Source organism: Gemella morbillorum, assembly GCF_900476045.1.
In the GTDB taxonomy this organism is placed as follows: domain Bacteria; phylum Bacillota; class Bacilli; order Staphylococcales; family Gemellaceae; genus Gemella; species Gemella morbillorum.
Window position 1 is genome coordinate 1,186,447 of sequence record NZ_LS483440.1, and the last position, 25,936, is coordinate 1,212,382.

25 protein-coding genes are annotated in these 25,936 nt (G+C 29.2%); 8 read left to right on the forward strand and 17 right to left on the reverse strand.

The window, feature by feature from the left end:
- Positions 1 to 27: 27 nt before the first annotated feature.
- The 4 genes from DQN46_RS05765 to DQN46_RS08565 form a co-directional block, all read right to left on the reverse strand.
- Positions 28 to 612 carry a uracil-DNA glycosylase family protein gene (locus DQN46_RS05765; protein WP_197712497.1) on the reverse strand — a complete coding sequence of 195 codons (585 nt, stop codon included), beginning with the start codon at positions 610 to 612 and terminating at the stop codon, positions 28 to 30.
- Positions 613 to 636: 24 nt separating this feature from the next.
- Positions 637 to 1,122, reverse strand: coding sequence for a methyltransferase family protein (locus tag DQN46_RS05770; protein ID WP_111743314.1), 486 nt, complete (start codon positions 1,120 to 1,122; stop codon positions 637 to 639).
- A gap of 29 nt (positions 1,123 to 1,151) precedes the next feature.
- Positions 1,152 to 2,510 carry a 23S rRNA (uracil(1939)-C(5))-methyltransferase RlmD gene (rlmD, locus tag DQN46_RS05775; protein WP_111743315.1) on the reverse strand — a complete coding sequence of 453 codons (1,359 nt, stop codon included), beginning with the start codon at positions 2,508 to 2,510 and terminating at the stop codon, positions 1,152 to 1,154.
- Between the two features lie 63 nt (positions 2,511 to 2,573).
- Positions 2,574 to 2,729, reverse strand: coding sequence for an SE1561 family protein (locus DQN46_RS08565; protein WP_003144715.1), 156 nt, complete (start codon positions 2,727 to 2,729; stop codon positions 2,574 to 2,576).
- Between the two features lie 231 nt (positions 2,730 to 2,960).
- Between DQN46_RS08565 and cls the strand changes: the two genes are divergently transcribed.
- A complete protein-coding gene (gene cls / locus DQN46_RS05780) occupies positions 2,961 to 4,484 on the forward strand; it encodes a cardiolipin synthase (protein ID WP_111743316.1) in 1,524 nt (507 codons plus the stop codon).
- A gap of 62 nt (positions 4,485 to 4,546) precedes the next feature.
- Positions 4,547 to 5,473: a foldase protein PrsA gene (locus DQN46_RS05785; protein WP_111743317.1), complete on the forward strand. Its 927-nt coding sequence runs from the start codon at positions 4,547 to 4,549 to the stop codon at positions 5,471 to 5,473.
- Positions 5,474 to 5,595: 122 nt separating this feature from the next.
- Here DQN46_RS05785 and pflA read toward each other — a convergent pair whose 3' ends face one another.
- The 4 genes from pflA to DQN46_RS05805 all read right to left on the reverse strand — a co-directional run bounded on the left by pflA (position 5,596) and on the right by DQN46_RS05805 (position 10,536).
- Positions 5,596 to 6,387 carry a pyruvate formate-lyase-activating protein gene (gene pflA / locus DQN46_RS05790; RefSeq protein WP_111743318.1) on the reverse strand — a complete coding sequence of 264 codons (792 nt, stop codon included), beginning with the start codon at positions 6,385 to 6,387 and terminating at the stop codon, positions 5,596 to 5,598.
- Positions 6,388 to 6,523: 136 nt separating this feature from the next.
- Complete coding sequence (gene pflB / locus DQN46_RS05795) at positions 6,524 to 8,764, reverse strand: formate C-acetyltransferase (protein WP_111743319.1); 2,241 nt, start codon at positions 8,762 to 8,764, stop codon at positions 6,524 to 6,526.
- Positions 8,765 to 9,208: 444 nt separating this feature from the next.
- A complete protein-coding gene (gene msrB / locus DQN46_RS05800; RefSeq protein ID WP_111743320.1) occupies positions 9,209 to 9,679 on the reverse strand; it encodes a peptide-methionine (R)-S-oxide reductase MsrB in 471 nt (156 codons plus the stop codon).
- Positions 9,680 to 9,693: 14 nt separating this feature from the next.
- Entirely contained in the window at positions 9,694 to 10,536 is an 843-nt protein-coding gene (locus DQN46_RS05805; protein WP_111743321.1) for a patatin-like phospholipase family protein, read from the reverse strand.
- A gap of 137 nt (positions 10,537 to 10,673) precedes the next feature.
- On the opposite strand from DQN46_RS05805, the gene DQN46_RS05810 reads away from it, so the two are divergent.
- The 6 genes from DQN46_RS05810 (at position 10,674) to DQN46_RS05835 (ending at position 15,204) form a co-directional block, all read left to right on the forward strand.
- The gene (locus DQN46_RS05810; RefSeq protein ID WP_111743322.1) at positions 10,674 to 11,273 is read left to right on the forward strand and encodes an NAD(P)H-binding protein; all 600 of its coding nucleotides are present in this window, start codon (positions 10,674 to 10,676) and stop codon (positions 11,271 to 11,273) included.
- Positions 11,274 to 11,407: 134 nt separating this feature from the next.
- Positions 11,408 to 12,295 (forward strand): ABC transporter ATP-binding protein, encoded by an 888-nt coding sequence (locus tag DQN46_RS05815; RefSeq protein ID WP_111743323.1) that lies wholly within the window; start codon positions 11,408 to 11,410, stop codon positions 12,293 to 12,295.
- Positions 12,296 to 12,308: 13 nt separating this feature from the next.
- Positions 12,309 to 13,049 carry an ABC transporter permease gene (locus tag DQN46_RS05820; RefSeq protein ID WP_111743324.1) on the forward strand — a complete coding sequence of 247 codons (741 nt, stop codon included), beginning with the start codon at positions 12,309 to 12,311 and terminating at the stop codon, positions 13,047 to 13,049.
- Positions 13,050 to 13,130: 81 nt separating this feature from the next.
- Positions 13,131 to 14,219, forward strand: a complete 1,089-nt coding sequence (locus DQN46_RS05825; protein WP_111743325.1) for a sensor histidine kinase — start codon at positions 13,131 to 13,133, stop codon at positions 14,217 to 14,219.
- A gap of 15 nt (positions 14,220 to 14,234) precedes the next feature.
- Entirely contained in the window at positions 14,235 to 14,834 is a 600-nt protein-coding gene (locus DQN46_RS05830; protein WP_111743326.1) for a response regulator transcription factor, read from the forward strand.
- 1 nt (position 14,835) lies between these two features.
- On the forward strand, positions 14,836 to 15,204 hold the full coding sequence (locus DQN46_RS05835) for a hypothetical protein (protein WP_111743327.1): 369 nt from the start codon (positions 14,836 to 14,838) through the stop codon (positions 15,202 to 15,204).
- 15 nt (positions 15,205 to 15,219) lie between these two features.
- Here DQN46_RS05835 and DQN46_RS05840 read toward each other — a convergent pair whose 3' ends face one another.
- The 9 genes from DQN46_RS05840 to DQN46_RS05875 form a co-directional block, all read right to left on the reverse strand.
- Positions 15,220 to 15,867 carry an MmcQ/YjbR family DNA-binding protein gene (locus tag DQN46_RS05840; protein WP_111743328.1) on the reverse strand — a complete coding sequence of 216 codons (648 nt, stop codon included), beginning with the start codon at positions 15,865 to 15,867 and terminating at the stop codon, positions 15,220 to 15,222.
- Positions 15,864 to 16,817, reverse strand: a complete 954-nt coding sequence (locus DQN46_RS05845; RefSeq protein WP_111743329.1) for a Gfo/Idh/MocA family protein — start codon at positions 16,815 to 16,817, stop codon at positions 15,864 to 15,866. Before DQN46_RS05845 ends, DQN46_RS05840 begins: the two co-directional genes overlap by 4 nt.
- Positions 16,818 to 16,921: 104 nt before the next feature.
- A complete protein-coding gene (locus tag DQN46_RS05850; RefSeq protein ID WP_004632615.1) occupies positions 16,922 to 17,566 on the reverse strand; it encodes a VTT domain-containing protein in 645 nt (214 codons plus the stop codon).
- A 109-nt stretch (positions 17,567 to 17,675) separates the two neighbouring features.
- Positions 17,676 to 18,944, reverse strand: a complete 1,269-nt coding sequence (gene rho / locus DQN46_RS05855) for a transcription termination factor Rho (RefSeq protein ID WP_111743330.1) — start codon at positions 18,942 to 18,944, stop codon at positions 17,676 to 17,678.
- Between the two features lie 75 nt (positions 18,945 to 19,019).
- Positions 19,020 to 19,295: an EamA family transporter gene (locus DQN46_RS08765; protein WP_224207406.1), complete on the reverse strand. Its 276-nt coding sequence runs from the start codon at positions 19,293 to 19,295 to the stop codon at positions 19,020 to 19,022.
- 30 nt (positions 19,296 to 19,325) lie between these two features.
- On the reverse strand, positions 19,326 to 19,907 hold the full coding sequence (locus DQN46_RS05860; RefSeq protein WP_224207407.1) for a DMT family transporter: 582 nt from the start codon (positions 19,905 to 19,907) through the stop codon (positions 19,326 to 19,328).
- An 8-nt stretch (positions 19,908 to 19,915) separates the two neighbouring features.
- Positions 19,916 to 21,244, reverse strand: a complete 1,329-nt coding sequence (locus DQN46_RS05865) for a hypothetical protein (protein ID WP_111743331.1) — start codon at positions 21,242 to 21,244, stop codon at positions 19,916 to 19,918.
- A gap of 5 nt (positions 21,245 to 21,249) precedes the next feature.
- Complete coding sequence (locus tag DQN46_RS05870; RefSeq protein WP_224207408.1) at positions 21,250 to 22,083, reverse strand: 6-phosphogluconolactonase; 834 nt, start codon at positions 22,081 to 22,083, stop codon at positions 21,250 to 21,252.
- Between the two features lie 161 nt (positions 22,084 to 22,244).
- On the reverse strand, positions 22,245 to 25,889 hold the full coding sequence (locus tag DQN46_RS05875) for a UvrD-helicase domain-containing protein (RefSeq protein ID WP_111743332.1): 3,645 nt from the start codon (positions 25,887 to 25,889) through the stop codon (positions 22,245 to 22,247).
- Positions 25,890 to 25,936: the final 47 nt, after the last annotated feature.

Consider the following 25,936-nt stretch of genomic DNA (forward strand, 5'->3'; position numbering starts at 1 on the left):
TAATTTTTCTTAAGTAACTTCTATTCTTTAATTTAAAATCTTTTCTATTCTTTCTTGTAACTCTGGTACTACTTCTTCAAGAAACCAAGGATTATTATTATGCCATCGGAAATTTAGTGGTGATGGATGAACTATTGGAAAATACGTTGGTAAATATTTTTTATAGTTCTTAACTGTTTCTGTTAAGTTTTTTCCCTTCCCATCTTTTAAGTAGTAATCTTGAGCATATTTTCCTACTAAAATAATAAGTTCAACATCCGGCATTAACTCTAATACTTTAGCATGCCATCTAGACGCAAAATTTTTTCTCGGTGGCAAATCTCCACTTTTCCCTTTTCCAGGATAATAAAAATCCATAGGAACTACTCCGATTAACCCGGAATTATAAAATATTTCATTATCAATTCCCATCCACTCTCTTAATTTTACACCACTTTTATCATTAAAGAATATTTTACTCTCCTGTGCTTTTAGTCCTGGTGCTTGACCTATTATCAATATTTTAGCAGGTCTAGGTGCAGAAAAAAGCGGTTCAATTCCCTTATCTGAATATTTCTTATTATCAATATCTGACATTATATCTTTTTTTAATTGTTCAAACTTTTTATCCAAAATATTTCTCCCTCTATAACAACATTATTTTTTAGGAAACCATGGAAAGACTCTGTTTACTCTAGCGCAATATTCAATATACTCTTGTCCAAAAGCCTCTTTTAGCCACTTTTCTTCTGTAAGTTTTAAAAGAATAGTCATATAAAGCCAAAATACTATTGGAAGTATAAGTAACCAAAGATTGGCTTCTATTAATAACATCCCAGTAAAAACAAAGAAAAATGCAGAATATATCGGATTCCTTACAACAGCATAGACTCCTTTAGTCAAAAGAATATTATCTTTTATTGCCTTTACCATTTTTTGTGAAAATACAGCTTGTATCCATAATATCACACCTAATAAAATAGAAAGTACACCTAAACATATCAAAATTAATCTGAAGTTGCTAATTTTTCCTGAATTAAGACTCCCTTTTTCAGATAGATATATTGATAAAACTGCTACAATTAAGCAACTCAATACATAAACTGGACCTATTCCTAACACTGACATCTTTATCTTTTTCATTGGTTTCCCCCTCCCACTAAGCCTAGATATTACTTCCTAATTAACTCCACTATCGCCTCTACAGCCGCTGTTCCAGGGAACATATCTATTGGTTGAATACGTCTAATTTTGTATTTTCTAGTAAGTACTTTTAAATCTCTAGCCAATGTTGATGGGTTACAACTAACATAAACTATTTTCTTCGCATCTACATCTAATAAATTCTTTGCTAAATGACCTAAACCTGTTCTTGGTGGATCAACTATTGCAACATCAAAATTAATTCCTTTTTTCTTCCAACGAGGTACAATTTTGTTAGCATCACCTGCTACATATATACAATTAGTTAAATTATTTAACTTAACATTATTATTTGCATCTTTTATAGCATCTTCTACTATATCTACACCATATACTTCATGACATTTACGACTCACATATTGGCCAATTGTCCCCACACCGCAAAAAGCATCAAGAACTATATTCGTTTCTCTCAAATCAGCAAATTCTACAACTTTATCATAAAGCTTTTTTGTCGCTCCTGGATTAAGTTGGAAAAATGATTTAGCTGATAATTCATATTTAGTATCACCAATTTTTTCAACAATATAATCCGAACCATATAAAGTTATGTTTTCACTACCCATTACTAGATGATCGTTATCATTCGTTACATTCAGCACTATACTCTTAACTATAGCTTCACGTTTAATCTCATTAACAACTTTATCTAAATTTTTAATTTTATCCGTATTAGCTACAAATGTTAGCTGAACATCTCCATTATAAAATGAAGTGCGAGTTGAAATATATTTTACGCCATAAGTCTTTTTATTTGTAGAAATTTCTACTTTATATTTTCCTAAACATTTTTTAGCAAGATTAGTAATCTTATTACCATTTTCATGTAATGCAACATCCTCATTTATTTCTACAAGATCATTACTTCCTTCTTTATACAAGCCCGCAATTACACGGCCATTACGAACAGCAAGAGGAAACTGATTTTTATTACGATAATGTTCTATTATAGGCGATGCTAAAGTTTTTAGAACCAATTTATCTGGTTTTGTTAATTTATAATACTTATCAAAAGCATCTAATAAAATATTACGTTTATACTCTAGTTGTTTTTCGTAACTAACATGAGCTAACCCATATGCTCCACTTTCTGCATATTCTTTTTTTACCGCTACTCTATATGGACTCGACTCTTTTACTTTGACTAATTTTCCTATAATGTATTTTGGCGTTTCTTCAATAATTTCACAGACAATTACCTCATCTGGAAGAGCACCTTTTACAAATGTAATTTTCTTTTTGTAATAACCTATCCCTTCACCATTAATACCAATTTTTTTAATCGTTAAAAGAACATTTAATTTTTTACCACTATTTTTCTTTTTCATTTTAACCTCTTCATAAAGATAAGCTGAAGAGAAGTAAACTACTCCTACCTCAGCTTATAATTTTTATTTTATAGTTTTAATTTCGTTATCTAATTCTTCTACTAAAGCAATTAATCTGTCAATTTGAGTTAAATCAACCTTTTCAGGTTCAATATTTTCTAGTTCACTCGCAAAATCTTCAAATTTAGTTTTTAATTCTTCTAAAATATTATTAGGCATGATATTCTCCTTTTTTCTTCTCTATTCCATTATAATATAAATCGGCAAAAATTCAACTCATAATACAAAATTACTAAAAGTTTTTTAATATCTCCTTATTTTCAATGTATCTTTTTATAATTTTTTGATATATATTTTTTAACAATTATATAATCTTTTATATTATCTGTATAATTATTATCTGGACTTTTTCTGTATTTTAAGGTAGTATTTAACTAGGAGTGTTATATTATGAATTATACCAATTTTAAAATTTTAAATATAAATTTTACATATATTTTAGATTATATGACAACATTATTTAGCGATATTCGTTTAGATATTGATATTTTATTAACAATATTTCTAATTATAAATACATTACTAGCATTCTCTATAGTTTTTTTAGAATATCAAACTACCCGTTCTTCTTGGGCTTGGATTTTAGTTTTATTCTTAATACCTTATTTAGGTTTTATCCTTTATTTAATGCTAGGAAGACCTATTTATAGAGAAAAAATCTTCCCTTTTTCTGATGAAGAAAAAATTTCGTATCAAGAGAGTTTATTAAAACAATCTACTCCATACGAAATTTCAAAGGAAGAACAAATTATTTATAAGTATAGAAATTTAATAGAGTTAAATTACGAAACAGATAAAGCTTTCTTATCTAAAAAAAATAAAATCAAAATTATTACAGATGGAAAAGAAAAATTTGAATTATTATTCGAAGATATAAAAAAAGCAAAAGATTATATCTATATTCAATACTATATTCTTAAAAAAGATGGTATCGGAAAACAATTATTTAATTTACTTGAACAAAAACTTAAAGAAGGTGTAAAAGTATATATCTTGTATGATGACATAGGCTCAAGGAAATTAAGTATCTCCTCACTAGGAAAATTAACAAAAAACAATGCAAAAATAAAAAGTTTTTTCAAATCTAAGCTACCACTTATAAATTTTCGTATGAACTACAGAAATCATAGAAAAATAGTGGTTATTGATGGAGAGATTGCTTATACCGGAGGTTTTAATGTTGGTGATGAATACCTAGGGTTAGATAAAAAATTTGGTTATTGGCGTGATACACATCTTCGTATCGAAGGAGAAGCAGTTGTTTCTTTAGAATTTCGTTTTATTGACGATTGGAACTCTCAATCTTCTAAAAAAACTGAACAAATCAAACTAGAGGAAGAGCACGCTGCTATCCCTGTTGATAATTACCTTCCAATTCAGATGGTTGCTAGTGGACCTGATAGTAAACTTGAAAAAATAAAGTATGGTTATTTACATATGATTTCTCGTGCAAAGAAATATATCTATATTCAATCACCATACTTTATCCCCGATGAAAGTGTCATGGATGCTTTAAAGATGGCTATCCTTTCAGGGATTGATGTTAGAATAATGGTACCTAATAAACCTGACCATATGTTTGTATATTGGGCTACTTATTCATTTATTGGAGAACTTGCTTCTCTAGGGGCGAAAACATATATATACGAGAATGGTTTTATCCATACAAAAATGATTATTATTGATGATGAAGTTACAAGTTTAGGTAGTGCAAATTTTGACTATAGAAGCTTTAAATTGAATTTCGAGTTAAATGCCTTTATGTATGATTACAAAACTACAAAAGCATTTAGAAAAATATTTTTAGAAGATGTCAAAAAGTCAACTTTAGTATCTTATTCTAAATATCAGCAACGTAGTTTAATAATTAGAATTAAAGAAGCTTTTGCACGACTTATTTCGCCTATTCTTTAGTTGTTTTATAATAAAAAATATGGTATATTTATACATAGTTACAATTAGGAGGATAATAATTAATGAACAAGTTTAAAAAAGCTATTTTACCTGTAGCACTTAGTGTATCGGTTATAGGATTAGCAGGATGCTCTGGAGGTACAAAATATATCTCTAGTAAAGCAGGAGATGTAACAGAAAAGGATATCGTAGAAAGCATAGGAGCTAGCCAACTTTCTAAAACAGCTACTAGTATGATGATTCAAAAAGTTCTTTTAGATAAATATAAAGGAAAAATTGATGAAAAAGCTATTGAAGAGCAACTTCAAAAAGCTCAAACACAATATGGTGGCAAAGAAAAATTTGAACAACTTTTAAAACAACAAGGATTTACTTTAGATAAATATAAAGACGGACTTAAAGTTAAAGCTGCTCAAACTCTTTTAATAAATGACTATACTGGAACTAACGAAGATAAATTAAAAGAAAACTACGAAAAAAATAAGCACCAATACCATTTAGCGCACATTCTTATAAGTGTTAAAAGTGACTCTAATCCTAATGGATTAAGTGATGAAGATGCTAAGAAAAAAGCTGAAGAACTACATAAAAAAATTAAAGATGGAGAAGATTTTGCTACTCTAGCAAAAGAAAACTCTAATGATACTGCTAATGCTTCTAATGGTGGAGATCTAGGTTGGTCTTCTAAAGAAGATAATTCATTCGTTAAAGAATTTAAAGAAGCTGCATATGCACTTACTAAAGATAAAGTATCTGACGTTGTAAAAACTTCATTCGGATACCACATCATTAAAGTATTAGATGAAAAAGACGCTACTTTCGATGAAATGAAAGCAACACTTGCTGAAAAAGCAGCAGAAGAAGCTGTTAAAAAAGATTCTACTGTAGTAAGTAAAGCACTTAAAAAATTATTTGAAGAATACAATGTTAAATCAAGTAATAAAGATGTAGAAGCATATCTAAAATCTATGTTAGAAGGAACTAAATAGTAATTGCTAAACAAATAACTTATGCTGTTAAATTCAGAATATAATCTGAGCTTAACAGCATAATATTTTTTTAAAAAACAAGCCCAAATGATAAATGAAAAACTATCATTTGGGCTTATATTTTAATTAACATCGTCTCGTGCACCTAATATTTTTATAGCATTTTTTATTCTATCTTTTGTTGGTGGATTGATATCATTTAATTCGTATTCAAGTCCTAATTCTTTATATTTGAATTTAGCCATATCATGATATGGTAAAACTTCAACTCTCTCAACTCCATCAAGTGTATCAATAAACTCACGAAGTTTTTGTAAATAATAGTCATCATCCGTCCATTTTGGAACAAGAACATGTCTTATCCACATTTTTGCTCCATTATCGCTTAAAAATCTTGCAAATTGTAGAATATTTTTATTTGTTCTTTTTGTAAGTTTAATGTGTTGCTCATCATCGATATGTTTTAAATCCATTAAGAATAAATCTGTTAATGAGATTAACTCTAATATCTTTTCGTTCATAGTAGGAGTATTCACATAGAAACCACCACATGTATCAACACAAGTATTAATATCTAGTGCTTTTAATTGTCTAAATAATTCAAGAACAAAATCTAATTGTAGAAGAGATTCTCCCCCACTTACTGTAACTCCTCCACCTTCGCTAGCTTCAAAGAAATTTCTATACTTAACTATTTCCTTAGTTAATTGACTTACTGTAACGACTTTAGCATCAGGATTATGCATCTTCCAAGTATCAGGATTGTGACAATATTTGCATCTTAACATACACCCTTGAAAGAAAACTACATATCTTATTCCTGGTCCATCTACGTTACCAAATGATTCTACAGAGTGAACATTTGCAGTTAGTTCATTTGTATCCTCAACAGGTGCTAAATTAGATAGTTTCATAATTTGCCCCCTCCTTTACTGTTTTCTATATACTTATTATAACGTATTCTATAACTTTGTGTAAATACTTTTACAATATTTTACAATAAAAAAGTGGGGGCTAAGAGCCCCCTCCTTTTTTTGTTTAATTATTATATTACATGAATTGGTGCATTGTACGGCTTAATACGTCACGTTGTTGTTCTGGAGTTAAACTGATTAGACGTACTGCGTATCCTGATACACGAATTGTGAAGTTTGGATAATCTTCTGGAGATTCGATAACTTTAAGTAAAGTTTCTTTGTTAAATACGTTAGTATTTAAGTGGTATCCACCTTGTTTGAAGTATCCATCCATCATTGCTGTTAAGTTTTTGATTTGATCTTGTTTAGTTTTACCTAATGAATTTGGTGTGAATGCTGCTGTTAAGCTGATTCCATCACGGCTGTATTCGTATGGTAATTTAGCTACTGAGCTTAAGCAAGCTAGTGCTCCGCTTTGGTCACGTCCGTTCATTGGGTTAGCACCTGGAGAGAATGGTTCTCCTGCACGACGTCCATCTGGAGTGTTACCAGTTTTCTTACCGTATACTACGTTTGAAGTAATAGTTAAGATAGAAGTTGTAGTTTCATCTGCACGGTAAGTTTCGTGTTTTTTAAGTTTAGTCATAAACACTTTTAGTAACTCAACAGCGATTTCGTCTGCACGGTCATCGTTGTTACCAAATGTTGGGAATTCACCTTCAATTTTGTAATCTACTGCTAATCCAGTTTCATCTTCGATTGGTGTAACTTTAGCATATTTAATAGCTGATAAACTGTCTACTGCTACTGAGAATCCAGCGATACCTGTTGCCATGAATCTTCTTACTTTAGTGTCGTGTAATGCCATTTCTAAGCTTTCGTAAGAGTATTTATCATGCATGTAGTGGATTACGTTTAATGTATTGATGTATAGTTTACATAACCATTCCATGAATACATCGAATTTAGCCCATACTTCATCGTAGTTTAATACGCCGCGGATTGGCTCAGTTTTTGGTCCAACTTGAACACCTGATAATTCATCGCGTCCCCCGTTGATTGTGTATAGTAAAGCTTTAGCTAAGTTAGCACGAGCTCCGAAGAATTGCATATCTTTACCAGTAGTCATACCACTTACACAACAAGCGATAGATTTGTCACAAGTTCCTAAGAAGTCTGCTAATAATTCATCACTTTCGTATTGGATAGCACTGTGGTTGATTGAAGATTCAGAACAGTAGTCTTTGAATCCTGTAGGTAATTTAGTAGACCAAAGGATAGTTAAGTTTGGCTCTGGAGAGTTACCCATGTTGTCTAATGTGTGGATGAAACGGAAGTCAGTTTTTGTAACTAATGATCTTTCTGCATCTAACATTTCACCAACGATTAATGTAGCCCAGATTGGGTCTCCTGAGAATAATTGGTTGTAGTCTGGAGTACGAGCGAATTTAACGCAACGTAATTTTAATACTAAGTGGTCAATTAATTCTTGAGCTTCAGACTCAGTAATTGTTCCATCTTGTAAATCTCTTTCGATATAAATATCTAAGAATGTAGCAATGTTACCGATAGACATCGCAGCACCGTTTTGTTGTTTGATAGCTGCTAAGTATCCGAAGTATAACCATTGTACAGCTTCTTTAGCGTTTGTAGCTGGTTCTGAAATGTCGAATCCGTAGATTTTAGCCATTTCTTTTAATTCACCTAAAGCACGGATTTGTTCGCTAACTTCTTCACGATCACGAATAACGTGTTCAGTCATAACTCCGTCAGCTCCGATTTTAGCTAAATCTTCTTTTTTCCAAGCGATAAGTTGATCTACCCCGTATAAAGCTACACGACGGTAGTCACCGATGATACGTCCACGTCCGTATGCATCAGGAAGTCCAGTGATAACACCAGATTTTCTTACTAAACGCATTTCTGGAGTATATGCATCGAATACACCTTGGTTGTGAGTTTTACGGTAGTCAGTGAAGATTTTGATAACTTCTTCATCTACTTCATATCCGTATGCTTTACAGCTGTTTACAGCCATGTTAATACCACCAAAAGTCATTAAAGCACGTTTTAATGGTTTGTCAGTTTGTAATCCAACGATTTTTTCACGATCTTTATCGATGTATCCTACTCCGTGTGAAAGAATAGTTGAAGGAATACTAGTATCCATATCTAATGTTCCACCAGCTAAACGTTCTTGACGCATTAACTCATTGAATTTTTCTACTAAAACTTTAGTGTTTTCAGTAGGTCCAGCTAAGAACGAAGAATCCCCTCTGTACTCTGTGTAGTTAGATTTGATAAAATCTACTAAATCCACTTCTGTTTGCCATTTTCCACCAACGAATGCTTTTTTTTCTGCAACTGTTGTCATATTTATGTCACTCCTTAAATTTTTATAATATAGTGTGAAAAATAAATTTATTAATTAAACTATTTGTTACACTTTTAGTGTACCTTAACCCTATTTCTGTTACAACACTATTCTATGTTAAAATGTGTACATTTTGTGAACGTTAGTACTAATACACTTTATATTTATTTAAAATAAATTAGCCTATATATAGTAAAATATTAGTTGGAATTATTGCAAATTCTTTTGCAAGTGAAATGAAAACTCTTACATTAAGTGTTTTTATTTTTAAGTATTTTTTAATGAATAAATAAAACTGTTATTATACTGTTATTATTTTTATGATATCGTATATAACACATTTATTATATTACATTAAATTTTTGGCACTAAAACTATTTGAAACAGGAGATAATTGATAGTAATTGTCAATTATCTCCTGTTTTACTGTTTATATAGTATTATTTAAAAAATATTTAATAAATAACCATATCCTTCTTTTTCCATATCCTCTTTTTTTATAAATTTTAATGCGGCGCTATTTATACAATATCTTAATCCACCTAATTCTTCTGGACCATCTGGAAAAACATGCCCCAAATGAGAATTACCCACTCTACTTCTTACCTCAATTCTTTCCATAAGATGAGAGGTATCCTTGTAGTATTGCGTTACCTCTTTTTCTATTGGCTTGGCAAAGCTCGGCCAGCCACAATTAGATTTAAACTTATCTTTTGATGAGAATAATGGTTCCCCTGTAGTTATATCTACATATATTCCCTCTTCAAAACTATCCCAGTATTTTCCTGTATAAGGACTTTCTGTTCTGTCTTCCATAGTTACAGAATATTCTATTGGTGATAATATTTTTTTCAATTCTTCAACATTTTTTCTTTTATAGTTATCTGCGTTTATTTTATTATGTCCCATATTCATATTTATCATCCTTACTACTTCTCTAAATATTGTTTTAAATCTTCTATAATATTATTCCCATCTTTCAATCCTAAATCATAAACTTTTTGTAGCTTCTCTATGTCCTTTTCTAGACGCTTGATTGTAATATTTTCACTCGGTCTAATTACAAACAGTTTTCCTTCTTTCTCCAATTCAACTATTTTATCAACTGTATCATTATATTCTTTGTATCTATTCTCTAGTTTTTCTACTAATTTTGGATATTTTTTATAAAACAGCTTATATTGAATACCCGTTGTTTTTTCTTTTCTATATGTTATTGGACGTGTCAAAATAACTATTACCTTGTCAAAATCTTGCTTTTCAAAAAAATCAATGGGGATACTATTAGAAATACCGCCATCTAAATATTTCTTATCACCTACTTCTATTATCTCTGAAATAAACGGTAACGCAGAAGTAGCACGTAAAGTTTCCATTTGCTTATAGGCATCTTTTATTTTTACAAACTCTGCTTCTCCTGTTTCTATATTCGTCACCGTTGCAAAAAAGTTTATAGGTGATTCTTTAAAAGTTTTATTATCAAAAACATCAAGTTGAAATGGCAATTTATAATATGTAAAATCTTTATTTATTAAATTCCCTGTTTTTAACCAACTCTTTACATTCATATAGCGTTTATCATTTATATATTTCAAATTATAACGCAAAGCTCGCCCTCTTTGTTTCGAGACGTAATTAACTCCAAATAATGTTCCTGCTGAAACCCCTACTACATCTGTTACTTCTACATTATTATCTAAAAAGATATCGAGCACCCCAGCGGTAAATAATCCACGCATCGCGCCACCTTCTAAAACTAAACCTATTTTCATAAAATTTCTCCTTCCTTTATAAATTGTCTTTATTATATCATTTTTCATAATTTGTTTAAATATATTTACTTTAAAATTCATTTATGATATTATTTTACACAAATAAACTCAATTATAGTTAATATATGAGGTGAAATATGAATATTCTTCTTATTGGGGGAAATGGCTTTTTAGGTGAATCTTTACTTAAAGAAGCCCTAAAGAATAACATAAATATTAGTTATTTAGCTAGACATAAAATAAAAAACAAAGAATTAAATCATATTAACTGGATTCAAGCAGATATCTTTAATATAGAAGAAATTAATATAGAAGAAAAGTTCGATGTCGTTATTCATTTAGTAGGTACTATAAAGAACAAAAATATGTACAAAAAACTAAACACTCAAAGCGTAACAAAGTCTATTAAACTTTGTTCCAAGTTCAATATTAACAAACTGGTTTACATCTCTGCAAATGGTGGATTTAAAGATTACTTCAATAGTAAAAAGCAAGCTGAAGAATTCGTTAAGTCTTCATCATTAAATTATCTTATAGTCCGTCCTGGGCTAATGTATGGATCTAGTAGACCGACATCTTACTTGAATGTTTTACCAATAAAAATTTTTTCAGCACTAAATATTTCATTTTTCAAAAATGTCTATCCCTTGCCTGTCTCAAAGGTTTCAGAAAAAATTATTTTTTCTCTAATAAATAAACCCCATACTAATTATTTAAATATAGAAGACTTAAAATAAGTCGCAAACTGGCGACTATCTAAAGTCATCGGTTTTTATTTATGACATTTGTCATATTCCTATATGACAGAGCTTACTAAATAAATTATTTATTTCTCGATATAATATAAGTAACAACAAAAGAGGTGATTAATATGATAAGTAAAAAAATTATTACTGCAAAAAATATAAGTAAAGTCATAAAGGATAAATATATTTTAAAAGATGTTTCATTTGATATATCAGAAGGCGAGTGTGTAGCTCTTATCGGGCCTAATGGAGCTGGTAAAACTACTCTTATGAATTGTCTTCTTGGTGCTAAGTTTATAACTTCAGGAGATATAAAAGTTAATGATTTGAAACCAACTGATAAAACATTAAAAAACTATGTTAATGTTTTATCACAAGAAAATGCTGTTCCAGAAAGATTGAAAGTCAATGAACTAATAAGTTTTGTTCAAAAGCTTTATACAGATCACTTAACTGATCAAGAAATTGACAATATACTTAGATTTGATGATAAACAAAAAGATACACTAGCTTCAAAATTATCTGGTGGTCAAAGAAGATTACTTTCTTTTGCACTTACTTTAATAGGGAAACCAAAAATTATTTTTCTAGACGAACCAACGGCTGGTATGGATACTTCTACTCGTATTCGTTTTTGGGAAATAGTTAACAAATTAAAAAACAATGGATTGACTATTATTTATTCTTCTCACTACATAGAAGAAGTAGAACATACCGCAGATAGAATATTGGTTTTGCATAAAGGCGAGTTAATTCGTGATACAACTCCTCATGCTATGCGCGCTGAAGAAGTAGAGAAATTCTTTACTTTACCTCTCCAATATCTTGAAGTATTAAAAGATAATGAAAATGTCTATAATTTGGAAGTAAAACATGACAGCTTCAACTTCCTTACAAAAAAACCAGAAGAAATTTGGACATTATTGCAAGCAGCCGGTTGTACATTAAAAGATTTAGAGGTTCAAAACAGAACTCTACTAGATAGCGTTTTTGCTACAACGAAAGAAAACTAAGGGGTAAAAAAACATGAAAAATCTTACTACATTATTAAAAATGGAATTTATATTTACAAAAAGAGCACTTTCGAATTTTACTATGGGATTAGGTTTTCCTGTTATCTTCTTTGTTTTATTCTCTGGAATGCAACAATTTGATAATGCTGAGATACAAGCACGTGTTGTAAAAGATATGCTAATTTCTATGACTGCATTTAGTAGCATTAGCTTTGCATTATTTTCACTACCATTGTCAATTCGTGAAGATGAAACAAATAACTATCTACATCTAATAAATAATTCACCGATAAAATTATCTGAGTACTATATTGCACGTTTTATTCGTATTATTTTTACTTTTATTATAGCTGTAGTTGTAGTATTCGTTGTTGGTCATTTCTTACGAGATGTTAATATGAGTGCTCGTGAATGGATTATGGCTGGTGTTTTAATGGTTGTTGGTTGTATAACATTTTTAGGAATTGGGGTATTACTAAGTCTGATTAAATCAGTTGAAAAATTAAGCCTTTTTGCTAATATCTTATATCTAGGTCTGGCTATGCTTGGAGGATTATGGTGGCCTACTTATCTTTTCCCTGAATGGCTACAAAATATTTCTAAAGTAACTCCAACATATCACTTATTAGAATTTGTTAATAAATATTTAAAAGAACAAGTATTTTCTTTCACTTCACTTGGCATTTTACTAGCATATGGAATTGGTTTTACTATTCTTACTTTAATTATCAAGCGTAAAATCGAAATTAAATAAACTAAAGGTGTGTGATTATTTATTCACACACCTTTATCTTTATGATATTATTATAATAGAATTTACCAAAAGGAGTTAGTCATGAAAAAAATATTAGCAATAATGTTAAAAGAAAACTTCCCATTTTATATATCACTAGTATTTTTTATTTTCCCGTTCATATATACTATAACTGGAACTTATCCATTTTATGTTTTGTATTTTACAATTATTGCAGTAATAGATTATATAGTTATTCTATATACGAAAAATAAATATATAATCTTTGCTCAATGGAGTTATCTAGTATTTTATGTGATTTATATGACAATTACTATCCATCCTATGAATATGCTATATTCTTTTTACTTAAGTAGCCTGCTAATCTGGCGTTTTCACGATAATTATACTACATATAGAACTATTAGTTTTTTAGGGACTATAAACTACTTAATGATTCATATATCATTAGCATCTTTCAATATAGCAGATAAGGTTATTATGTTTTTCTTCTATTTTCTTTGTTTAGCCTCGTATTTCTTACAAAAACGAAACTATGAAAAAGAACTATTAAAAGAAGAACGTAATAAACGTAATGAACACATAAATATTCTACTTGCCGAAAATGAACGCAATCGAATCAGCCAAGATCTTCATGATAGCATTGGCCACACCTTTGTTATGTTAAAATTAAAAGCGGAACTAGCTGAAAAATATTTAGAAAAAAATAATATTGAAGCTGCAAAACAAGAGCTTAGTGAAATCAGTAAAATCAGTAAAGAATCTATGAATAATACTCGTGCAATAATTAATAAATTAAAACAGCGTAGCATTGATGAAGAACTGCATATAATTCAAGATATTATGACAATGAGTAATATACAAATAAATGTTAAAAACAATATCTTTAGTAAGCCTACTACTATACAAGAATGGACTCTTACTATGATATTAAAAGAACTGGCTAATAATGTTATCAAGCATAGTAATGCTACAGAATGTGATATAATTATTAATGAAGATAAAGAACAATATTCTTTACTTTTCTCTGATAATGGTTGTGGTTTTGAAAAAATAAATGGTGAAGAATTAAAATCAATAAAAGAACGTTTAAAAGCTGTTAATGGTAAAGTAAACATTATTTCTTCTAAAAAGCCCACTACTATAAAAATTACAATAATAAAAAATTGATAAGGAGTCGTATTTATGAAATTACTTATCGCTGAAGACCAAAGTATGCTAAGAGATGCAATGGCTAAGCTCCTTTTGATGGAAGAAAAAGTTGATGAAATCTTCCAAGCTGAAAACGGTAAAGCTGCAATGGATTTAATATTAAAACATAATATCGATGTCGCTATCTTGGATATAGAAATGCCAGAAGCCACTGGTTTAGATACATTAGAATTTATAAGAGAAAAAAATATTGATACAAAAGTTGTTATAGTTACTACATTTAAAAGAATTGGTTATTTTGAACGCGCGATTAAAAGTAATGTTGATGCATACGTATTAAAAGACCGTTCGATAGAAGAACTTATGAACACAATCGAAAATGTTTTAGCCGGGCATAAAGAATATTCACCAGAACTTATGGAGAATATCTTTATGAATCATAATCCACTATCTAAACAAGAAACTTTGTTACTAAAAAAAGTTAAACATGGATTATCTAATAAAGAGATAGCAGCAAAATTATTTTTATCAGAAGGTACAACAAGAAATTATATCTCTAATATTCTAACTAAACTGAATTGTAAAAATAGAACTGAGGCTGTTAAAAAAGCAACTGAGAAAGGATGGATTTAATATGAATAAAAGGGAGACATCACTGATTCTTTCTAGAACTTCTCTAATTATATCACTAGCTTATATGGCACTTTTATCATATTTTTTTATATTTTCGCTAAATAATACAGATGCTCATTCTGGTTTAGGTATGTTACTTGCCTTTATGCTACCACATCTTTTTGCTTTTTTATTAGCAGTTATTTTAAATATTATTTGTTCATTTAAAAACGCTAATTCTAGAATATTAATGATAGTAACCCTTATATTTTATATTATATCTGGGCTCCTTGGGGGAATTTTTCTCCCATTTGTTTATGCTACTGTAGTTATACAAGTAATATTACTTATACTTGCCGTTATACAATATAAAAAATCTAACCTAAAATAACTTAGGTTAGATTTTTTATTTATTGTTTACCAAATTATAACTTATCTCAATTAATTCTTTTACATATTCTGTATCTATATTATTATCTAAAACAACACTTATCCAATGGTTTTTATTCATATGATATGCCGGAAAAATATTTCTATTATCTGTAATAGCAGAAATTTTACTAGATATATGTTTTAAATTAATAATTTTAACCTTCGAATCTGCAAGACTATCTTTTTGCAGTTTATTATATTCTACATCTAAAAACAGAGCATACCACTTACCTTTTGGGGTAACTAATGCTTTTATATCTGGATTCGTTTTAAATGGTTTTACTATAGTACTATTATATTGATCTTTTACATAATGCAATACATCTTTATATATGACACTTTCTAAACAAAGAATTTTTTCCAATACATCTTTTACTTCTTCTCTAATTGCTGTTACTATTTCTCCACTAGCACTATCAACACTAAATAATGAATATACTTCATTAAAATCTAAATCATAAACCTCTATTTCAAAATCTGTACTTATTAATTTTATTTCCATTCTAAACGCATCATTTAGGATATTTCTTTTGAAGACTAGTATATTATCTTCAAATTGGAAACCAAAGTTTATGAGTATGTCATCAGATAACCTATATTTTTCTATATTTATTCTTTTCATAATACTTTTCTTGCTTCATCTAGAATTTTCATAACTGCGAGACTATGATTTTTTTGCCTTATATAAAAATCAAAATCTTTATTATCAATAACATCAATAAATTTTTTAAATTCTGAAAACATTCTGTGTATCTTAATATTCTTGTTTCCTTCAATTAAACTATCTTCCGTCAAAATTCTGTAGTTTGACACTTCACTAGAAGGTCCATCAACTTTAATTATTCCTTCATCACCTTGAATATTAACATAGCTATTATTAAATGTATCTTTAGCCGCAATGCATACAGCCTTAAAATTCTCATACTCTAATATTAATACTCCAGAAGTATCCACATCTCGAACTATATTAGGATAATATGCTAAACTTTGAGGCCCACCAAAAATACCAACTACGAAATGTATATTATAGATGTTTAAGTCTCCTAAAACACCGCCGCCCTGTTTCTTATCGAAAACAGGTGCTATTATACCTTCCTTGAAAGCAGCATATCGTGAAGATAATTGTGAATAATTACACTCAATTAGACGAATATTTCCTATTTTAGAAATATTATTTTTTATTTCTTTATAATTTTCTTGATACTGATTCGTTATCGCTTCTATTAAAATTAAATTTTTACTATCAGCTAAACTAAATAATTCCTCAGCTTCTTCATAATTTAAAGTAAATGGTTTTTCACAAATAACATTTTTTCCTGCTTCTAAACTTTTCTTGGCTACGCTGTAGTGGAGATTATTTGGGACTGCAATATAAATTGTATCAATAGCAGTATTCGCTAAACATTCTTCAATATTAGTATAAATATTCTTTATTTCGTATTCATCACTTAATCTCTTCAAATTTTCTAGATTTCTAGCTACTATTGCTTCTAAATTTATTTCTGGTAATTCGTGAGCAAAAGATAAAAAATCTTTTACTATCATTCCTGCTCCAATAATTCCTAAATTCATTATATTCTCCTATAATATATAAATATCGATAAACTAATTATAACTTTTCCCCATATCATAAGCAACTAAAAACGACCTACCACAATGTGTAGATCGTCTATATTTTAAGCTTTCTTCTTAGATTTAATAATCCCAACTAATAATGGAATCAAACTAATTAAAATTATTGCAATTACTACTAATGAGAAATTTTTCTTAACAAACTCGATATTACCAAATAGATATCCTACTGTAATAAATAAAGTACACCAGCATAAACCTCCGAAGAAATCGATAATTCTAAATTTATTATAATTCATTTTCCCTGCCCCTACGATAAATGGAACAATTGTACGAATAATCGGGAAAAATCTCGCTAAAAATATTGATTTTCCTCCGTGTCTAGCGACAAAATTCTCAGCATCCTGAATATTTTCATCAGACACAAACTTTTTAAACCAAGATTTACCTTTCAAATACTCCGAAAAGTTTCTTCCAATAAAATAGTTACAATTATCTCCAATTACTGCGGCGCTTATACATAATAGTAATAACAAGAAAATATTATTTCCTGTTGCAGCCCATAGCGCCCCACTAGCAAATAGAAGAGAGTCTCCTGGTAAAAATGGCATAAATACTAAACCAGTTTCTATAAATATTATTAAAAATATTATCCCATACATCCACCATGGACCATGTTGAATCATAAGTTCACCCAGATGTTTATCTATATGCAATACAAAATCAATTAAAAATTTAATCGTATCCAAAATTTTCCTCCTGAATTAAATATACACTAGATTATAGCACAGCAAATTATTCCTGTCTAATAATTCTCCATATTTAAACTATAATAATTTTATATATTAAATACATTTATTATTCTCGTATAAATTTTTTCATTTCTGATATATATTCTTCATTACTATTATATTTTCGTAGATGATTTAACACACCTATTGTAGGTTCACTGACATCTTCTAACTTACGGCGGCTTTGCCAAAGAATTTTTACTTCATCTTCTGTTAACAATAATTCTTCTTTACGTGTTGAGCTCTTAAGGAAATCAATAGCCGGATAAATTCTTCTAGAAGCTAATTCTGGGGATAGTACTATTTCCATATTACCAGTACCTTTAAACTCCTCAAAAATTAAATCATCCATACGAGATCCAGTATTTATTAGTGCTGTGGCTATTATTGTTAGGCTTCCTCCACCTTCTACATTACGTGCTGCTCCAAAAAATGCTTTTGGTTTATGAAGGCTTGATGGATCTACTCCTCCACTCAAAACTTTACCACTACTTGGCTCTACTATATTATAAGCACGAGCAAGACGAGTAATACTATCCATAAGAATAATAACGTCTTGTCCTAACTCTACACGACGTTTGGCATGCTCAATAACCAGCTCTGCCATTTTTATATGGTTTTCACTAGTTTCGTCAAAGGTTGAACTTACAACATCAGCACCTTTTACAGAACGCTCCATATCAGTAACTTCTTCTGGTCTTTCATCAATAAGTAAAATTATTAGTTTTTTATCTGGATAATTTTTTCTAATTGCGTTTGCTATATCTTTCAATAGTGTTGTTTTCCCAACCTTAGGTGGCGCAACTATTAATCCACGTTGTCCAAATCCTATAGGAGCTACTAAGTCAACAAAACGCGTTGATAACTTTTCCTTTGTAGTTTCCAAAACTATTTTTTGATTTGGATATATTGGTGTCAAAGCCTGAAAATGAGAACGACCTTTTGCTACTTCTGCATCCACACCATTAACCAAATCAACTTGAAGAAGTCCAGCATAGCGTTCTCCATCACGAGGTTTCCTTACTTTACCCGTAATTTCATCACCTTTTTTTAGTTCAAAACGACGGATTTGTGATGCTGAAATATAAATATCCGTTTCACCCTTTTTATAGTCAACTGTTCTCAAAAAGCCAAAGCCATTTTCGGTATGAATGTCATCTAATATCCCAGATGCATAGTAATGTTCTTCACTTTCTGATTGTTTTTCCAAAATAGCCAAAACTAACTCTTTTTTATTAAGAGTATAATAACGAGGTACCCCCAACTCTTTTGCCAGTGCTGTTAATTCCTTTGTATTATTCCCCTTATACATTTCATCGAATTTTTGATTACTCATTATTTATCCTTTCTTTTATACTTACACATTATATGAGGGGTAACACTGTTAATGTTTACCCCTAAATACATTTTATTATCTTCTAGTTAGTACAACTACTGCCGATAAAATAGCCATTGCACCTAATAAATCTAACGCTCCAAATGTTGTTCCTAGTAGTAAAAATGAAAACACAATTGCTGCTATCGGTTCGAAGCATCCGATAATACTCCCCATTACTGCTCCTATTAGTCTTACCCCTTCAAGATACAAACTAAACGAAGCTATAGTTCCTATTAAAATAACTCCACTCATACATAAAAAATCTAAAAAGCTAAAGTTTTCTGGAATATAGAAACTTCCTGTCCCCACATATACGACTACCCCTGCTATTAAGAGTCCCTATGCCATAATAGGCATCACTCCATATTTAGTAGTTAAACGTATTGAAGAAATATTATAACTTGCTAAACCTACAGCAGAAAATATTCCCCAAAATAATCCAAGTGTTAAAATATTTAATTTACTAAAATCTAAATGTGTTGCCATTAAAACAACCCCAAAAAGTGAAGCAAGTATTGCGACAACCTCGCGTGGCATAGGTAATCTTTTATTAACGAAACAATAGTAGACCATTATCATCACTGGACCAGTAAATTGAATTACTGTTGCCATTCCTACATTAGTATATTTTATTGCTAAAAAATATGTTCCTTGACATATTAATAAACCCAGAAAGGAAAAATTCATAAGGCTTAAAATATCTTTTTTATCACTAAAAACCTTCAACAGCGAATCTTTACTTTTAAAAAGTAAAATTAGCACTAATATCAGTCCAGAATAAAATAATCTTGTCGAAATAACCCACTTAGAGTCCAACTTAGAAATATTTAATAAATACTCCCCTAATACGCCAGAAAGCCCCCAACAAGCGGCTCCTAATATCGTTAATAGCGCACCCTTTTGCATTGTACTCAACTTCATACTTCCTCCTAGTGATCAAACAACTCTAAATTAGATTTTACTGTCTGATTGGATTTTTCTACAACTTTATCGTATGTGTCATCCTTCGATAACAAAATACTTGTAAATAATGTAATCATATTTTTCTGTGCAACCATCATACTTCCACAAGTATAAAATTTTGCATCCATATTGTTAGTAATATACCCAAATGGAGAATACCAGAATCCGTAGTCTATTCTATTATTCTTTTCAAAAAACTCTCTTGCAATATCCTCTGGATATCCTTTGATAAGTGGAATAGGATACAATAGACTTAACGCTTTAATTGCTTTTTGATTATCTTCAATCTTAGCTTTTAAAACAGAATAGACATCTAATCTTTTACCCATAAGAACTTTGTCAGCAACAACATCAAAATGAGTCTCAAAATTCTCTGTAAAACTGTCTCTATAATCTCTTATTATCTCTTCTTCATCAAACAAAATTGAGAAATTATTATTAAATAAATTCTCTTGTTTAAAATATAACTGTGCTTTTAGTTCCATATTTGTATAATCTAATGAAACAAGTGGGTTTGTAGTTATAAATAAACTTTTTTTCGATTCAAATGCGATAAAATATCTATTTTTTCCTAATAAATATTTTGTGATTGCCCCTAGTGATGTATTATTTTCCAATAAAATTAAGTTTTTTCGTGACAATACTATTCTTTTTAACTCTTCTTTTTCTATCTGAAGAAGAGCGGCTCTTATGTTTTCTTGCCAAGTTTCAGGATATATATCTCTTACAACAGATATATGTGGTTCATTTGGTTGTTCTTTATACTCATCTAGTTTTTCTAAAAATTCTACTCGTTCATGCCATAATTTTGTAAAATCTTTTTCTTCTCTCATATTAAAGAACAACGTAATATAAACATACTCTTCTTTAAATACTGCTAATATCCCAGGTACAACAAACGTGGTATCACTAAAATCTATCCATTCCTGACTGTTTCTATTGTTTCCATCAGAAATTCCACCATATATTCCAAAATATTCCTCATCATGTTCGTCAATTTCTAAAATACTTGTCTGGGCCTTTAATTCCTCAAACCCAGACAGAATACTATTATTATCAAAACTTGTTAAGAAATCATTAGAATCTAAAAACCATGTTGTTTCATACCCTATACCAATTATAGCTGTCTTCGTATCCGGTGTTCTTATAATGAACCTTTCTCCTCTTTTACAAGAAAACAGACCAATAAATTGTGATTCGCTAAATGTCTTTTCTATTTTGAATTTTACTACTAACTTGTCATCAAGAACTACATCACTAAAATTATAATTTATAATCCTCTGATAATCATTCATAACTACTACCTATCCTCTGCTTTTTCCTCGTTTTTCGCAGCCTCTTCTTGTTCTTTTTCTACACGAAGTTTTGCTTCCTGCTGTCTTTGTCTATGTTTTATTAAACGATTAACTTCCTCTTCTGATTTATAACTTGCTTCTTTATCTGTAAAAATAATTAGATTTTTGTGCTCATTTAGTATAGATAAAATTGTTTTATTTTCTGTATCTTCATTTTCAAAAAGTTCAGCTATATACTTTCTTTTATCTGCACCTAAAACTACAACAAATAAATGTCTAGCCGCCATAAGATTTTCATATCCTATACTAACTAACTTATTGCCTTTAATTTCCATACCAGAAGCACGTAGTTGGTCTCTTTCTTCATCAGAAAATTCTACCAAGTGAATATCTTTATTGTCTTCTGTTGCATATCGATAATCTAGTATCCCACCATCTGCACCTAGAAAAACAATTGCAACATCTATAGGATTTTCTTCTAATACTTCTTTATATTTCTCCAAATCTTCTGTACTATTTTCACTATCTAGACACTCTGAATAATATACATTTTTCATATCTACATCTAGTTTTTTCAGTAATTCAAGTCGAGCAAAACGATATAAACCAAAGCTTTCTTCTATGTCTATGTCTGCAAATTCCCTTTGTCCTAACATAATAACATGTTTATAACTATATTTACCCATTTTATTATCATCAATCATTCTATTAGTAAACTGGGTATTGATTATATGCTCTGGTAAACTTATTACCGCTCCATCCTCTAAATTCTTTTCAAATTCATCATACATTCTATTTAGAACCGCTGTTTCACTATTACATACTATATATTTCACCATTTCACCTCCGATTAAATCCTCTTCATTTTAACAACTATTATATCATATTTAGTAAAGAGTAACAATGTTAGCATATTCATTTACCTACAAAATTAATATCCCACTATTAAATTTCCTTGTATTTAATATAAATAGGCACTTATTGTTTAACATATAACTCTTTATTCTACCTCTATTAGTTTTGACAATGTATAAGAATAAATATAAGTTTTAACATTTTTTAAATTATAATAATCCTCAACTGCATCTTTATATATTTTCAACTGTTCTTTATGTCGTTCTATTAAGATTTTCTCAGCATCTTTTCCTACAACATTATCAGTTTTATAGTCTACAATAAAGGCATTATTTTCATCTTCTCTAACTAATAAATCCACTATCCCTTGTAGGATAACTTCAGATTCACTCATACTATCGTTATACAACTCACTTGCTTTTTTCATAGTCGTAAATGTTACTTCTGCTTGACAATTTTGAGCAACTTTTATTTTATCCATAAAGTCATTAGTTATAAAGCTAGAAATTCTCTCATTATCAATATCGTTATCTATAAGACTATAATCATCTTCTGTCAAGATTCTTTTTTCCTTAATGTCGGTTAATAGATTTCCTGTTTTTATTAGACTGTCTAAATAACTATTAACATCTTCAATTTTGATATTATTACGAATATCATTAATAATTCTTTCAAAAAGCTTATGAATTACATTTCCCTTTAAAATAGCTTTATTTGCTGCTGTCTTATTTAAAGTAGATAATTTTAGATAATTTGTTTCTTTTGTTTTAGAATCATGGCTTTCATAATTATTATTTATTTTTTTCAATGAACTATAAGATGTCTTAGCTGGGAAAATCTTATTTTGAACTTCAATAGACTTTTCACTATTATCTAACTCTTGATGTTTTATTTTAAACTTCTTATAAAAATCACTCAAATCAAAATCTGTATCAACATACTTTTGTTCATCTTTTTCTTCTGTGAGAGAATACTCTGTAATGTTAGCTTCTCTTTCATTTTCAAAAAGGAATTCTCCATAGTTACTTAAAACATTATTTAATATTTTTTCAAAATTATCCTCTTCCAATAATGCTTGATATATACTTTTATCCGCAGCTTTTTCATTTTGAAGTTCTATACCATTCGGGCTAACTAAATAAAGTATCTTTTCTGTACGTGTTAAGGCTACATATAAATTACGAACTTCTTCTTCTCTTTCTCGCAATTTTATTAAAATACTATTAAGTTTATATAAACTCTCAAAATAATCCTTATCCTGAAGTAAAATATTGTACTTTTGAATAAAGTTATCAATATTAATGCTAAAGCCAAAATTCTCAGTAAATAATACTTCCCCACTGTAACCTTTTTTATTAAAAGAAGTATCAAGATCAGCAACAAAAACTTCTTTATATTCTAACCCTTTAGAAATATGAATCGTAGATAATGTTACACTATTATTTGGTGTTCTTTTCTTTGTTTCAAAAACTTCATCATCTTTTATATTTTTCAAATATTGTACAAAACCACTTAACTTATTGTCTGTATTTTCATACTCTTGCACAAGATCTATAAAATTCTCATAATAATCTACTTCATCATCATTAATATCGATTGTTACTAAATAGTTTACAAAATCAATATCTGATACAATTCTTTCTAAAATATCCGATAACGAATTATTTAAACTAAAATCCAGCCACTTATTCAACAAGTTTACCGTATTTTTGCTTTTAACAGAATTGCTTAATGCTAGTTTTTCAAATAATGTTTTACCATTATTTAACGATAGATTTAATAATTCGTCGTTGCTATAATCAAAAATCTCACTATGCAACAAAGCAATTAGACTTGCATCACGCGTTGTATTATCTAAAAATCTAAACAAATTATACAATATATTAAAACAATTTGATGTCGTAAACCCTACTTTTTCTTTAAAAAATAATGGTATATTATATTTAGAAAAAATTTGTTTATATGTCGTCATTTTTGTACTATTACGAACTAAGATGGCATAGTCACTATAGTTTTTCCCGTTTTTTACTCCATTTAATATCTCATAAGCTATATTTTCTATTGATTGCACTCTATACTCTTTTTTATCATCTAACTTTTCTTTTGTAAAATAATCTATTTTACCATTTATCAGTTGTGTTGGTATTACATTTACTTGCTTTTCTTTAACACTTGGATAATAAAGTGCACTTTGTTCATCATAACTTACTCCAGCATTTTTGTCTCCCATTAGACGATTAAATACATAGTTACTACTTTTTAAAATATTTTCATCGCTTCGGAAATTTTCTTTTAACACTACACAAACACCTTCCGCTTCATCAGAAATAGCGTAGTCTATATTAGCATCATAATTTTTTATATCCAGTTGTTTATAACTATTATATTTTTCTTCAAAAAGGTCTGGATTAGATCCCCTAAAACCATAGATAGCTTGCTTCACATCCCCTACTCTAAAGAATTTGGTATTTTCTCCTTTTATTAAGTTAAGGATATATTCTTGAAGATTATTATTATCTTGATATTCGTCAACATAAATTTCTAAAAAATGATTTCGATAATACTCTGCCGCTTCGCTAAGCACTATTTTCCCATTTTCTATTTTAGTTAATGCCTTTATTGCAAGATGGTTCAAATCTGAAAAATCTAAAAAGTTAAGTTCTCTTTTTCTTTTTAAAAACTCATTGTGTAATTCTAATAGAGTTGTTTGATAGGCTGTTGAAAAAGTATCTAATTTTTTAGCTGTTTGGAACATACTGTAGTAATTATTTAAATCATTAAATATATTATTTAATAATGTTGCATCATATATATTATCATTTTTGTTTAATTCATTGCCCAAAGAATTAATAATATTGTCTAAACATTGCTCTTGCTCAAGTATACTTGTAGAAATATTTACATCATTTTCTATAAAGTATTTTCTAATTTTTTCTTTTTTATTATCGTCAAGTAGACTTTTGCTAAGATATCTTTCTACAATGTTTCCGTTATCTTTTTTAACAAGAAAATTTTTTACATGAATTGCAAACTTTCTTGCAGTATTTAAAGATTCTTTTGTAGTTAGTTCTATTAATTCACTAAAGTCATCAATTACAATCCCGTTATTAAGTAGAAAATCATGCAACAAAATATTGTTATTTTTTAAGAAATCATCTTGCAAATATTGTTCAAAATTTGGTATAGTTAGCAATTTATAATATGTATCGATTAGTGAATCTATAATATTTTTCTTGTCACCAAAAATAGTAAATAACTCATCAGTGATAATCTTATTTTCTCGTGCAAAGCGTTCTAAAACTTCATTAGCTGAATTAATAAGCATATTTTTGCTATTAGGCAAAATGTTAAAATTAGGAGATAAATATTTCTTCGATCCTGCAATTTCTTCTTCTACTAAATAATAAAACTTTCTTAAAATATTTAAACAAAAACTATCAATAGTACTAACGTACGCATCATTCATGAGCATACTTTGTTTTCGAAGAAATAACCTATCTTCTTCCAAACCAGAAGCTAATAAACGCTCAGTAATTTTGTTTTCAACGCGCACAAGCATATTTTTAGCTGCCGCCGTTGTAAATGTAAGCACTAATAGTTTGTCAATATCCCATCTATCTAAAGCTACTTTGCGAGCTATTCTTTCTGATAAAACCTCTGTCTTACCACTTCCTGCCGCTGCCGCAACTAACACATCTGCTCCTGTTAACGCTATAGCTTGCCACTGTGCAGGTGTTGGAGGATATTTTTTCTTTTTTGTGAAATCATCCATTTTCTCAATCTTAATCATAAGTTATAGTCCTCTTAATTAAATTACTCACCTTTTATTTTAACATA

Excerpts from the sequence above, each read along its gene's own strand:
- DQN46_RS05830 (WP_111743326.1), top strand. The coding sequence starts at position 14,235 with ATGAAATTACTTATCGCTGAAGACCAAAGTATGCTAAGAGATGCAATG.
- DQN46_RS05870 (WP_224207408.1), bottom strand. The coding sequence starts at position 22,083 with ATGGTGAAATATATAGTATGTAATAGTGAAACAGCGGTTCTAAATAGA.
- DQN46_RS05845 (WP_111743329.1), bottom strand. The coding sequence starts at position 16,817 with ATGAATTTAGGAATTATTGGAGCAGGAATGATAGTAAAAGATTTTTTA.
- DQN46_RS05785 (WP_111743317.1), top strand. The coding sequence starts at position 4,547 with ATGAACAAGTTTAAAAAAGCTATTTTACCTGTAGCACTTAGTGTATCG.
- DQN46_RS05840 (WP_111743328.1), bottom strand. The coding sequence starts at position 15,867 with ATGAAAAGAATAAATATAGAAAAATATAGGTTATCTGATGACATACTC.
- DQN46_RS05770 (WP_111743314.1), bottom strand. The coding sequence starts at position 1,122 with ATGAAAAAGATAAAGATGTCAGTGTTAGGAATAGGTCCAGTTTATGTA.
- DQN46_RS05815 (WP_111743323.1), top strand. The coding sequence starts at position 11,408 with ATGATAAGTAAAAAAATTATTACTGCAAAAAATATAAGTAAAGTCATA.
- pflA (WP_111743318.1), bottom strand. The coding sequence starts at position 6,387 with ATGAAACTATCTAATTTAGCACCTGTTGAGGATACAAATGAACTAACT.
- msrB (WP_111743320.1), bottom strand. The coding sequence starts at position 9,679 with ATGAATATGGGACATAATAAAATAAACGCAGATAACTATAAAAGAAAA.
- DQN46_RS05875 (WP_111743332.1), bottom strand. The coding sequence starts at position 25,889 with ATGATTAAGATTGAGAAAATGGATGATTTCACAAAAAAGAAAAAATAT.
- rho (WP_111743330.1), bottom strand. The coding sequence starts at position 18,944 with ATGAGTAATCAAAAATTCGATGAAATGTATAAGGGGAATAATACAAAG.
- pflB (WP_111743319.1), bottom strand. The coding sequence starts at position 8,764 with ATGACAACAGTTGCAGAAAAAAAAGCATTCGTTGGTGGAAAATGGCAA.
- DQN46_RS05865 (WP_111743331.1), bottom strand. The coding sequence starts at position 21,244 with ATGAATGATTATCAGAGGATTATAAATTATAATTTTAGTGATGTAGTT.
- DQN46_RS05820 (WP_111743324.1), top strand. The coding sequence starts at position 12,309 with ATGAAAAATCTTACTACATTATTAAAAATGGAATTTATATTTACAAAA.
- cls (WP_111743316.1), top strand. The coding sequence starts at position 2,961 with ATGAATTATACCAATTTTAAAATTTTAAATATAAATTTTACATATATT.
- DQN46_RS05810 (WP_111743322.1), top strand. The coding sequence starts at position 10,674 with ATGAATATTCTTCTTATTGGGGGAAATGGCTTTTTAGGTGAATCTTTA.
- DQN46_RS05835 (WP_111743327.1), top strand. The coding sequence starts at position 14,836 with ATGAATAAAAGGGAGACATCACTGATTCTTTCTAGAACTTCTCTAATT.
- DQN46_RS05825 (WP_111743325.1), top strand. The coding sequence starts at position 13,131 with ATGAAAAAAATATTAGCAATAATGTTAAAAGAAAACTTCCCATTTTAT.
- rlmD (WP_111743315.1), bottom strand. The coding sequence starts at position 2,510 with ATGAAAAAGAAAAATAGTGGTAAAAAATTAAATGTTCTTTTAACGATT.
- DQN46_RS05860 (WP_224207407.1), bottom strand. The coding sequence starts at position 19,907 with ATGAAGTTGAGTACAATGCAAAAGGGTGCGCTATTAACGATATTAGGA.
- DQN46_RS08565 (WP_003144715.1), bottom strand. The coding sequence starts at position 2,729 with ATGCCTAATAATATTTTAGAAGAATTAAAAACTAAATTTGAAGATTTT.
- DQN46_RS05805 (WP_111743321.1), bottom strand. The coding sequence starts at position 10,536 with ATGAAAATAGGTTTAGTTTTAGAAGGTGGCGCGATGCGTGGATTATTT.